Origin of the sequence: Burkholderia catarinensis (assembly GCF_001883705.2) — a bacterium.
GTDB classification, from domain to species: domain Bacteria; phylum Pseudomonadota; class Gammaproteobacteria; order Burkholderiales; family Burkholderiaceae; genus Burkholderia; species Burkholderia catarinensis.
The window spans coordinates 65,309-76,932 of record NZ_MDEQ02000008.1 but is presented as its reverse complement, the minus strand read 5'-3'; the positions used below and the strand labels follow the sequence as shown (position 1 = coordinate 76,932).

Below are 11,624 nucleotides of genomic sequence, written 5' to 3'. Positions count from 1 at the left end.
GGTTTGCTTCGTAAAGGTGCCGAGATTGGAAAACGCCATCATCCCCGAGACGTCGTTGAAAGCGTATCAAGCGCACTGGGCGACATTGCGTCGCGACCTGCATGCGCATCCCGAGTTGCGGTTCGAGGAACACAGGACGGCCGACATCGTCGCCCGCGAGCTCGAAGCACTCGGCTATGCGGTGTCGCGCGGGCTGGGCGGTACGGGCGTCGTCGCGAGCCTGCCCGGTGCGGATCCGGGCCGGGGAATCGTGCTGCGCGCCGATCTGGATGCGTTGCCGATCCACGAAGCGAACGACTTCGCGCATGCATCGTGCACGCACGGGATCATGCACGCGTGCGGCCATGACGGCCATACCGTGATGTTGCTCGGGGCCGCGCGCGTGCTGAAAGAGCTGCCGCAGTTGCCGGGCACCGTTCATTTCGTGTTTCAACCCGGAGAAGAGGGCGGCGCGGGCGCGCGGAAGATGATCGACGACGGGCTGTTCGAGCAATACCCGACGCAAGCGGTGTTCGGCATGCACAACTGGCCCGGATTGCCTGCCGGGCATTTCGGGTTGCGCACCGGCCCGATCATGGCCGCGGGCTCGCGGTTCAGGATCACCGTGACCGGCAAAGGCGCGCATGCGGCGCAGCCGCATCTGGGAATCGATCCCGTTCCGCTCGCCTGTTCGATGGTGCTGCAGTGTCAGACCATCGCCGCGCGGCACAAGGATCCGGTGGATCCCGCCGTCATTTCCGTCTGCATGTTCCATGCGGGAACGACGGACAACGTCATTCCGGACAGCGCCGAGTTGCGCGGGACGATTCGCACGCTGTCGTCTGCATTGCAGCAACAGCTGCAGCGCGACGTCCGGCTCATGTGCGAGGCGCTGGCGCACGCCTATGGCGCGCAAGTCGACGTCGAATTTTTTCAGTACTACCCCGCGACGGTCAACACGCCGGCCGAGACGGCGTTCTGCGAAGCGGTGATACGCGAGACGTTCGGCGACGAACGCCTTTACCGCGACGTGCCGCCGAACATGACCTCCGAAGACTTCGGCTTCATGCTGGAGGAGCGCCCCGGCGCCTACGTGCTGGTCGGCAATGCACCGGCCGGATCGGCCGCACCGGCGCTGCATCACCCGAAATACGATTTCAACGACGACATCATTCCGGCCGGCGTCCGGTATTGGGTCGCGTTGGCACAGCATTATTTCGCGCGATTCCCGTGAGCCTGGGCGTGATGCCGGACCGGTCGGCAGCCGGGCTGCATTGAATGGTCATGCGCGGGCTCGGCGTTAAATCCTCGTTAATGGCTCATTTATTGATCGTTAGACACAGGAAAAGCATTTCTTTCTATAGTTCGTTCCATCGGCTTGCCAATGCCGTGAGCGGGCCGCGAACGCACGACGCAGATGCCGACTCGGCGAACATCCGGTGCGACCGCCGCGCGCTGTCGCTCGCGTCCGGTTGTGAAACAGCGCTATTTCGAAGGATCATTTGTTGACGCCCTCCCCCGCCTAAAGGCAGGGGATTCCCACAACTGGCGATGCACGTCCGCATCGGAGAATGTTTAGCGCAGCATTGATATCACGATCATGCACGACACCACAGCTAATGCACGTCCATTCCCTTATTCGCAGTCCCGCGATACCTTTCGGCCGCGTCGTGCTGTCTTTCGACCCGCACGCCGAACAGAACTGGGTAGAACCGCTTTCGTCCACTTCCTCGAACGTGGCTCCGTGCGCGATCGCCTTGTAGCGGAGCTTGTTCCGGAAGGACGACCAGGATGCGTCATAGACGCTTCTCGCCATCCTGGTTCTGGCAAGCTTGGCAGCCGACACGTTGCCGACAGCGAGGTAATCGAAGCGTCGCACCAGATCGAGCGCGAGCTTGTGCTGGAAATCGGCGCGGGCATTCGCCACCTTCGCGTGCAACTTCGCGATATGCCGCTTGTGCTTTCGCGCTCGCTGCGCTTTCGCCAGCTTCTCGGCCGCGCGTTGACCGAACCGGTCGTTGGCCAACTTTTCACCGGTCGAAAGTGTCGCGAAGTCTTTCAGGCCGAGGTCGATACCGACGCCAGAACGGATCGGGCGAGCCAGAACGTCAGGCATCTCGATCACGATGTTGAGAAACCAATTGCCGCGCGCGTCCTGCGCAAAGTTGGTTCCGTCCTTGATCTTGCCTTCAGGAAGCGGCCGGCTATTGAACACGCGAAAGGTGTTGCCAGCGAAGCGAAACGCATCACCTTCGCGCTTCAGGTCACGCCCCTTCAGCGGCACCCAGCCAAGCGATTTCCTGCCGCGATATCGCAGGTAAGAGCGCCGATGCTGGCTGCGCGACCTCGCGTACTGCTCGCACGTTGCGTTGATCGTGCCGGAGTGGATGCCGAGTTCCTTGCTGCTTCCGGTGGTCAGCACGTTCAGGTCGAAACCGGTCGGCCATTTCTTGCCCCACTTGAGCGCGTGTTTCTGCGTGTCGTTGCAGAAATTCCAGACGTAGTTCACCGCACGGCTCTGTTTGTTAAGCAGTCCGTTGAGCGACTTAACTCGGTAGCGGTAGACAAGAATCATACCGGTCATCCTAACCTGCGGAAGAAGCTGCCTGTCAACGGCACTCCTTTCCTCCCCGCCATGAATGGCGGGGTTTCTCGGAGCAAAAACTGATGAACGCTTCAGGCTCGACGCCGGCACTTCACTATCGAAGGTTTACCGCGGCTGATGTACCCGCGGCCCACGCGCTCTCGATGGCGCTTCGCTGGCCATTCAGGGCGGAAGACTGGCAGTTTTCCGCGGACACGTCGACCGCGTTCGCGGCCGAGGAAAACGGGGTGGTCATCGGTACGGCGATGTGCTGGAAGTACGGTGCGGACCGTGCTGCCATCGGGCACGTGATCGTGTCGTCCGAGCATCAGGGCCGCGGTATTGGCCGCGCGCTGATGGAGACCCTCCTCGAGGAACTGGGGCCGCGCATCACGTTCCTGCATGCGACGCCGGCCGGCCAGCCGCTCTACGAAAAGCTCGGTTTCAACGTGTGCGGATCGCTGGATCAATATCAAGGGAACGTGAGTCAGCCTGCCGCGGTTGCGCTGCCCGACGGTGCGCGACTGCGGGCTGGCACGCCTGCCGATCTGAGCCGCTTCGTCGAACTGGACGCGGGTGCTTCCGGCTTCGAGCGCGACGCGCTTCTGTCGGCGTTGCTGAAGCGGGGCGAAAGCGTCGTGCTCGAACGCGATGGCGAGATCGCCGGATTTTCAGTGCTGCGCCGCTTCGGTCGCGGTTACGTGATCGGCCCGGTCGTCGCACGGCGTTCGAGCGACGACGCGTGTGCGAAGGCGCTGATCAGCTATTGGCTGAGCGGACGGGAGAACGAATTCGTTCGCATCGACGTACCGTCGGGAACGAGTTTGCCGGACTGGCTCGACGCGCAGGGATTGAAACGCGTGGACACCTGCTCGAAGATGGTTCGCAACGCGCCGGCCGCGGCGCACGTCAGCGCACCGGATCCGGCATGGGGACTGTACGGCTTGATCAGTCAGGCGATGTTGTAGGCGGCGGCCGCGCGCCCGGCGGCAGCACAGGCATCACGTGCCCTGCGCGAGCGCCTTCACCTGCTCGGCGGGCATCGCGCCGCGATAGATGCGGAACGCGTCGATCGCGCCGTTGAAGAACGGGTCGCCCGGATACTGCGAACGCCCGATCCAGTTCTGCGCGGTTCGCCCGATGCGCCAGGGCGCGAAGATGACGTCGCTCGCCGAGCCGATTGCATTGCCATTCAGATAGAGCGTCGCGGTCGTGGCCGACAGCGTGACCGCGACGTGCGCCCATTGTCCGGCCGGCAGTGCGGCATTGCCGTCGATCGTGCGTTCGCCATGTCCGCCGTTGGTCGTGATCGCGAAGCGCATCGTGCCGCCATGGCTCCTCGGCGTGACGAACAGATAGCGTCCGGTGCCCGAACCGAAATCGAAAATGCGCGCCCACGTCTGCCCGCCGTTCCAGTTCACCCAGGCCGCGATCGTGAAGTCCGATACGTCCGCGACGATGTCGTCCGGCAGCGCGACGTAGCCGGTCGAGCCGTCGAGCGACACCGCGTTGCCCGTTTTCCCGGGCCTGCGCGACGCGCCGCCGATGAGCGTGCCCGCATGACCGTTGCCGCTCGCGTCCGCCGCACGCGTGCCGCCTGTCTCGTCGAACGTCAGCAGCGTATGCAGTTGCAGGGCCGTCGATGCGGCGACTTCCGTCGAATTCGCCGATTCGCCCGATGCGCTTCGCGCGCTGATCGCGTAGTACCAGGTGCCCGCCGCGGGACTGTCGGTGACCGTCAGCGGATCGACGATGCCGCTCGCGATGGTCGTATACGGGCCGCCCGATACGGACGCACGCTTCACGTCGTAGCTTGCCGCATTCGCGATGCCCCACCACGACAGCACGACCCGCCCGGCGGCCGGCCACGCGGTCAGCCCGCTCGGTGCGATTGCGGGTGCAACGGGATCGCGGGTGCACGTCAACGTGCCGTAGCCGAGCTGATCGTAGCCGCTGCTCGTTTCGCCATAGTTACCGCCGCCCCCTTCGGGCTGGATCGCGCGCGCGAACTTCGCGGACCACGGTGCGGACAGTCCCTTGCGGTTCACGTAATGGTTGTAGACGAGCGCCCAGCACGGACGAATCGAGCCCTGGCTGCCGGTCGCGAATTGCGCCTGAGTGACGTTGGCGTTCGAATACGGCGCGTACGGTACCGGCAGAAACCTGCCGTCCGGCTGGACGAGGTTCGCCTTCGCGACGTATTCCGCGCCGGCGAGAAAGCGGTTGTTGTCGTGGCCGTACAGGTCGATGCCCTGGTTCCACGCCATTTCGCAGATCGCGCCGCCGAGCGCGATGCCGAGCGTGTTGTGCCCCTGGTCGCGGCCCGATTCCTGCCATTGGCCCAGATGGCCGGGATGCACGTAGTAGACGGCCTGCGCGATCGCACCGTTGCCGGGGCCGTCGATGAAGTAGTTGGCCGCCTCGTCGAACTTCGCATGGTCGTCGCACAGCACGCCGATCGCCATGATCGATGCGATGTTGCACAAATCCCAGTTGGCCCAGTAATGCGTGATGTCCGTGCCGTTGTGGCGATTCAGGAAGTCGGCGTTGATCGGGTAGAACTTGTCGGCCATCATCGTCCGGAACGCAGCGAAGTCGGCCGCCGCCCAGCCGGGATAGGTGCGCATGATTTCGCCGGCGTTCGCGAATTCATAGCCATAGAGGCCGGCTGCCAGGTCGACGTTCGAGTCGCCGGCGAGGTTCTGCAGCGTCGACGACCACGCATTCATGATCTGCACGGACTTGTTCGCATACGCGATATCGCCCGAGATCTTCCAGCGCAGCGCGCACGCATAGGCGGCCGCGATGTCCCTGTACAGCACCGGGTAGTTCTGCGCGCCGGTGCCGCCGCGCGTCACGACGGCCTGCGGTCGCGGCAACCACGACAGTTGCGCATGCCCGTTCGTGATCAGCTTGTTCCAGCCGTCGAGCCAGGGCGACGCGGCGGCCGATACCTTCTGCGCGATCCGGTGGAAATCGGCTTGCGTGTGCAGCAATCCCGGATGCGCGAATGCTTCACGCGTGACGATGCTCGCGGCGCCCGTCGCCATGCGCGCGAGCGCACGGTTGCCCGCCGCGGCCGTGATGCTGGTGGCGCTCTCGGCGGCCTTCGTGCTACCGCATGCCGACAGCGCGAGCGCGCCGAGGCTGTAGAGGAAGGTGCGCCGGGAGATACCCGCGTCGGACCCGGATCGAAGTTGCGTGTCGTTCATGGTTGCGTCGTTCCTTGACGAGGCCCGGTTGAAACAGGCGATTCGCACGGCGGCAGACGGGGCTGGCCGCGGCTCGCGAGACCCGCCGGCAAGCGGGGCGACGATCCGTTGGATGCCGCGTGGGGGGGGCGATGAAATCAGTCATCTCACATCGACGCGAATTGTAGCGGAAGCCTCACCGTTCCGGAGTACAAAGTTGTCACGAAACAACTCGTCGATGAGTGATCGATTATCACCGATTCGATTCATTATCATGCTATGAAAACGAAAGAAAAGGGCGATTGCATCGTTTGCGAGCTATTATCGTCGCCGCTCTGCGAGCAGGCAACGCTTCACGTGTACCGATCGATACGGGTTCGCTATTTATGATGTTGTCGTACAACTGACAACATGGTGGTGTTCTGCAACGCACGCCGGCTCGCGGCCCGGTATACGCCCCATGCCGGCGCAGCAACGCCGGCGTCGCTCGACGTTCGAAAAAAGCCGGAGAACGGCACGATGACGCATTGGGTAGCAGTCCTTGACGATCGATTCGTGCGACGTGCGGCATGGATGGCTTCGCTTGCGGCGCTGGCTGGCACGGGCGTGATGGCAAGGCCGGCCGCCGCCATCGCGTGAATTCCGTTTTTCTCGACGGCAGCGCACGCCTGTATCCGTGCGGCATGGCCGACGGTCGCCCGCCGCTTCGAACGTGTCAATCTTCGCGCGTGTGCTGCGGGAGCACCCACAGCATCTTTCCGACCGCCTCGGCCTGATTCCTGGAATGCGTCTTGTCGTAGATCGCGCGCAACTGGCTGCGAATGGTCGCGAGCGACACGCCGGCGCTTGCCGCGCATTCGTCCGGCGTCTTGCCGCCGATCAACGCTTCCGCGACGGCGGCCTCTGCGCTCGACAAGCCGAACGCCTGCCGCAGCTGTTGCGCGACGACGAGCGGGGCGGCGCTGCGTCGCCTGACCGTCACCAGCATCGTTGCGTCGCCGAACGTCGCATGGTGTGCCTTTCCGGACAGTGCCGAGATGCCGAGAAAGATTTCGTGCGTGGCGTTCAAGGTACCCGCAAGGGCGACGCTCTCACCCTTGCGGGTCTTCGCGACGCGCGCCAGCGCCGCCTTGAGCGCTTCGTTCTGCTGTGCGTTCACCGCGCTCAAGTGTCCGTGCTCGAGCTTGATGCAGGTGGTCGCACGCAGCATCGACTCTGCTGCCCGGTTGACGAATACGACGCGCGAATGTCGATCGAGTGCGAAGACGGACAGACCCAGCTCCTCCATCAGTTCGGTGCCGAGCGCGGCGTCGCGGTGCAGGATTCGCGCGTCTTGCCAGAGATTGATCGAGCGTTGCAGATGCCCCGCCATGCCGGCCAGGGTCGCGCGTTCGTTCGCCGAATAAGGCGGCCGGCCGTGCGCCCTCAGTAATCCGAGCAGCACGTTGTCGCTGCCCGGACGCGCGAGGCGTATCCCCATCAGATAGCGAATGCCCGACGGGATCTGATAGTCCTGGAAGAACTCGCTGCGCGCGACGTCGCGTTCGGTCAGGTGATCCTGGCAGCAGACGAATTCGCCGAGCGGTGCTTTCTCGACAAAGCCGCGGCGCGGGTCGAGCGCACCGTAATACTGGTCGTAGAGCGCAACGATTCCGTCCAGTTCGGCGCGTGGCGAGTAGATCGAGAACTTCGGTGCATTGCGCGCGGTATCCCAGCTGAACATATGAAAAACGTTTGCGCCAAGAGATTCGGATACCTGATGGAATACTTCGAGAAAGCCGTCCGCGCGCAGCGCGGCTTCATAGAGGTCGCCGATGAGTTGGTCCCGTTGCATTCTTTTTCCCCCGCCGTGCTGCGATCTCTTTCGCGGAATTTTGTCTGATGATTTTTATTTCGAACGGCAAACAGGTTTTCAGGCTAACACAGGTTATTTGCATGATGTACCGCGTTGTTTCCCGTTTTTCATTCACCTGAATGATGTTTGAAAAAATCGGCTTTGCGAGAATCCTCCGGCATTCAGCGTGCGTGCGCGGTGCGCATGACACGCATCAACCAGAAGACACTCGGGGGAGACAACCATGAAACTCACACCTGTCGTGCTTGGTATTTCGGCGCTCGTCCTGACCGGTTGCGGGGGCGGCGGCAGTTCGTCATCCGGCCCCGAGCCCGCTGCGCAGACGGTCAGCGGCGTCGCGGCGGCGGGCGCAGCGATGCAGGCTGCAACCGTGAAGCTGATCGACGCGACCGGCAAATCGGTCGACTGTCCGGCCGATGCGTCGACCGGCGCGTTCCATTGCACGGTGACCGGCCTGAGCGCGCCGTTCGCGTTGTCCGCGTTCGGCAACGTCGCCGATTCGCAAGCCACGCTGATTGCGCTCAGCGCCACGGCCGGCACGCAGACGATCAACATCACGCCGATCACGAACGCGATCGCCGCCACGCTCGTCGGCGACAATCCGACGAAGTTGCTGGCCGACCCCGCGCTGCTGCGCAGCAAGGTCACCGCGCAGGCCGTCGCCGGCACGGTGCAGGCCTATTCCGCCGCACTGGCCGATGTGCTGGCCGCGACCGGCAACGCGGGTGTCGACCTGATTTCCGGCCCGTTGACCGCCGGTGCGCCGGGGCTCGACCGGCTGCTCGACCAGGTGAAGGTCAACGTCCTGCCGGATGGCAGCGTGCAGATCAGTTCGGTGGCGGGCGGGTCCAGCGATACGCCTGTACAGCTTCAGCTCGCACCCGGCGTCGCGCCGCAGGCCGGCGACAAGGCCAGCCTGCCGGCCGTCGCGACCATCAATGGCGCGGCGGTGTCGAACCTGCCGAGCGCAGGCGATCTGGCGGGATTGCAGCGCGCCTTCAACCAGTGCTTCGCCGGTTCGACCGGCGCCTCGCGCACGGCCGGCAAGGTGCCGGCGTGCGCTCAGCTCGTCGTCGACGACGTCGCGTCGGGTGCGTTGAATGCAGGCGTGCCTGTCGCATACCTCAACAACGGAATGTCGGCCGACCAGGAGTTTGGCGCGCGGGGCATCGTGGCCGACGATGCGATGAACAACGCCAGCTTCAGCCTGCCGGAAGTGATCCGCGTGGTCGCCGGCGATACGATGTGGGTCAAGCTCGCGTGGACGCGCGCCGACGGTATTCGCGATGGCATGCAGCAGCATGTGCAGCTCGCCGTGCGGCCGGGCAGCCTCGCGAGCGGCGATACCGGCTGGCGCGTGATCGGCAATCAGCGTGCGGTACTGAGCAAGGTGAACGCGAACGCGCAGAAGTGGGACTGGCTGAATCCGGCCAATCCTTCGACCGGTACCAACGCGTTCGTCGATTCGCTCAACCTGCAGGTGGGGAGCGTCGACGCCGCGGGCACGGCGGTGGACTTCGCGATCGTCACGGGCCCCGGATTGCGCAACGGCGTATTCCTCCAGCCGTCGAGCGGCACGTGCGACACGCTGAATATCCGCGCGCAGATCGCGAGCGGACAGACGCCGGCTCAGCTTGCGGCGCTGGCGAAGGGCAATCAGTGCCGCAACAATTTCCGCCTGGCCGGCGTCGCGCAGGACCCGGCCAGCCAGGGGCAGTTTTCATGGCCCGGCGACGCGCCGCGCAACAATACCGCGTGGGCGAAGCCGCAACTGAGCGCCGCCGAACTGGCCGACATCAAGCCGTTCAGCGCCTATACGATCGACGTCTACCAGCACGGCAACACCGCGGCGCCGGCCAGGCACTATACGGTTCGGCTGCGCACGCCGTCGCCGTTGCCCGACGCATTGCGCCAGTACCAGTGGCACGACTTGGCGCAATCCGCACGCGACAGGCTGACGCCGGGCAATGCCGGCACGTTCGCGGGCGGGGCGACCTTTCAGTTGGGCTGGACGTCGAAATCGGGGTTGCCGTTCGTCAAGCGCGGCAACGTGCAGATTCGTGCAACCGCGGCGGGGCAGGCGTCGGCGACCTTCGTCAACGGGTCCGCGCGGGCGTTGCCGGCCCAGCCGGGCAGCGCGGTAACGCTCGACGTGCCGGGCGACCAGGGCGTGGCGTTCCCGTCGGTGGCCGGCTGGACGGGCATCACCGACTTCTCGTTCGCGAACCTGACCTGGACGGACACGGTCGACACGCTGTTCACCGAGTCGGTCGAATACGACCGGTGACGGGCCGCTCGACGGATAAGTCCGTCGGGCGCATGGCCGGCGGGACGGTGCGCGTTCCCGCCGGCTCGTTCGCATCATCGCGCGGACGCGGGGCGCGGCAAAGCAGCGCCGCTCGCGTAACGGCTCGCGCCTGAACCGCTAGACGAGATGTTCCAGGCGAAAGAATTCCACCGATGCGGTAAGCCGGTGCCCTTGATCTTCGAGCGATTTGGATGCGGCCGCCGCCTGCTCGACGAGCGCTGCATTCTGCTGCGTGACTTCGTCCATTTGCGTGATCGCGAGGTTGACCTGCTCGATGCCGCGACTCTGTTCGCCGGATGCCGCGGCGATTTCCCCCATGATGTCCGTGACCCGCGCAACGGCCTGCGTGACTTCGTGCATTGTCCTGCCGGCATCGTCGGCGAACCGCGCGCCGTCCTGAACCTTGACGACGGAGTCCGCGATCAGATCCTTGATCTCCTTCGCCGCATTCGCCGAGCGCTGCGCGAGGCTTCGTACTTCACTCGCAACCACCGCGAAGCCGCGGCCCTGTTCGCCTGCGCGGGCGGCTTCCACGGCTGCGTTCAGCGCCAGGATGTTCGTCTGGAACGCAATCCCCTCGATGATCCCGGTGATTTCGGCAATTCTGGCCGAGCTCTGACGGATCTCCGACATGGTCTCGACGACCTGCGTCACGACGGCATTACCTTTTTGCGCAATGTCGGAAGCGGTGCCCGCGAGGCCGCTTGCCTGTTGCGCGTTTTCCGCGTTGGTTCGAACCGTCGATGTCAATTGCTCCATGCTGGAGGCGGTTTCCTGCAGCGAGGCGGCCTGCTGTTCGGTGCGCGACGACAGATCATGGTTGCCGGATGCGATTTCGCTGGAGCCTGTCGCGATACTGTCGGCCGCCGTGCGGACCTCGGCGATCAGCCGGACGAGGCTGCTCTGCATTTCGCCCATCGATGCGAGGACGCTGCCGCGCGGCGCATCGGCTGCGCCGGGCACCGGACCGAGATCGCCCGACGCCACGCGGCGTGTAACGTCGCCGAGGGTTGCCGGTTCGGCGCCGAGCGCGCGCGTGAGGCCGCGCGTGATGAGTATCGCCGAGAACAGGGCGACCGCGACCGACGCAAGACAGACCAGAAGCACGAGGGTTCGCCGGGTCGCGTTGTGCTCCGCCGATTCCTGCACCATCTGTTGTGCGCGATTGCGGGTGTAATCGGCATAGGCATCGGTCGCCGCGACGAGTTGCGCCAGGAGCGGACGGCATTGTTCGTCGATCATCGAGATCGCCTGATCGCGCCGGTTGTTCAGCGCAGCATCCACGATCGCCATCGCTACGGGGCCGTACAGACTCTCGACACGATCGATTTCCGCCACCAGAACGCGAGCCTTCTCGCTCACGTTCGAGCCGTGCGCAATCGCTTCGTTGAGTTCGTGGAGGTGCGTCTGGACATCATGGTGCGCCTGCAGGACCGCATCTTTCTCCAGCTGCGTGTCGTGCGGCGTCGTCACGAGTACGACGTTGCGTGCCGCGATGGCGCGGCGGTCGACGGCGGTGCGAACCTGCGTTACAAGGTTCGCGCGGGCGCTGAAACTGCTCACGTAGTCGGCAAATCCGTCTTGTGCATCACCGAGCGCCAGAATGGCGAGGCACGACACAAGGAGAATGAGGCTGACGAGCAAACCGAACGTCGTTGTCAGCTTTGCGCGAACTGTCATCTGTTTGAAGGACATGTGAGTATCTGG

The 11,624-nt window shown here is 64.5% G+C and carries 6 protein-coding genes and 1 pseudogene; 3 read left to right on the top strand and 4 right to left on the bottom strand.

The features are described from left to right. The first annotated feature begins 25 nt into the window (after positions 1-25). Positions 26-1,213: a M20 aminoacylase family protein gene (locus BFF94_RS14745; RefSeq protein ID WP_128848814.1), complete on the top strand. Its 1,188-nt coding sequence runs from the start codon at positions 26-28 to the stop codon at positions 1,211-1,213. A 288-nt stretch (positions 1,214-1,501) separates the two neighbouring features. Here the strand turns inward: BFF94_RS14745 and BFF94_RS14740 are convergent, their stop codons facing one another. Beyond that, a complete protein-coding gene (locus BFF94_RS14740; protein ID WP_128848816.1) occupies positions 1,502-2,554 on the bottom strand; it encodes an RNA-guided endonuclease InsQ/TnpB family protein in 1,053 nt (350 codons plus the stop codon). A 92-nt stretch (positions 2,555-2,646) separates the two neighbouring features. Here BFF94_RS14740 and BFF94_RS14735 point away from each other — a divergent pair, with 92 nt between their 5' ends. Beyond that, a complete protein-coding gene (locus BFF94_RS14735; RefSeq protein ID WP_128848818.1) occupies positions 2,647-3,531 on the top strand; it encodes a GNAT family N-acetyltransferase in 885 nt (294 codons plus the stop codon). Positions 3,532-3,564: 33 nt separating this feature from the next. Here the strand turns inward: BFF94_RS14735 and BFF94_RS14730 are convergent, their stop codons facing one another. Together BFF94_RS14730 and BFF94_RS14725 are read right to left on the bottom strand one after the other, a co-directional pair. Beyond that, positions 3,565-5,775, bottom strand: coding sequence for a LamG-like jellyroll fold domain-containing protein (locus BFF94_RS14730; RefSeq protein ID WP_219139493.1), 2,211 nt, complete (start codon positions 5,773-5,775; stop codon positions 3,565-3,567). 694 nt (positions 5,776-6,469) lie between these two features. Further along, the gene (locus tag BFF94_RS14725; RefSeq protein ID WP_128848823.1) at positions 6,470-7,588 is read right to left on the bottom strand and encodes a helix-turn-helix transcriptional regulator; all 1,119 of its coding nucleotides are present in this window, start codon (positions 7,586-7,588) and stop codon (positions 6,470-6,472) included. A gap of 244 nt (positions 7,589-7,832) precedes the next feature. Here BFF94_RS14725 and BFF94_RS14720 point away from each other — a divergent pair, with 244 nt between their 5' ends. After that, entirely contained in the window at positions 7,833-9,896 is a 2,064-nt protein-coding gene (locus BFF94_RS14720; protein WP_128848825.1) for a hypothetical protein, read from the top strand. Between the two features lie 156 nt (positions 9,897-10,052). Here the strand turns inward: BFF94_RS14720 and BFF94_RS14715 are convergent. Then, positions 10,053-11,612 (bottom strand): annotated as a pseudogene (locus BFF94_RS14715) (methyl-accepting chemotaxis protein); the annotation flags it as partial. Positions 11,613-11,624: the final 12 nt, after the last annotated feature.

Excerpts from the sequence above, each read along its gene's own strand:
- BFF94_RS14740 (WP_128848816.1), bottom strand. The coding sequence starts at position 2,554 with ATGATTCTTGTCTACCGCTACCGAGTTAAGTCGCTCAACGGACTGCTT.
- BFF94_RS14735 (WP_128848818.1), top strand. The coding sequence starts at position 2,647 with ATGAACGCTTCAGGCTCGACGCCGGCACTTCACTATCGAAGGTTTACC.
- BFF94_RS14730 (WP_219139493.1), bottom strand. The coding sequence starts at position 5,775 with ATGAACGACACGCAACTTCGATCCGGGTCCGACGCGGGTATCTCCCGG.
- BFF94_RS14725 (WP_128848823.1), bottom strand. The coding sequence starts at position 7,588 with ATGCAACGGGACCAACTCATCGGCGACCTCTATGAAGCCGCGCTGCGC.
- BFF94_RS14720 (WP_128848825.1), top strand. The coding sequence starts at position 7,833 with ATGAAACTCACACCTGTCGTGCTTGGTATTTCGGCGCTCGTCCTGACC.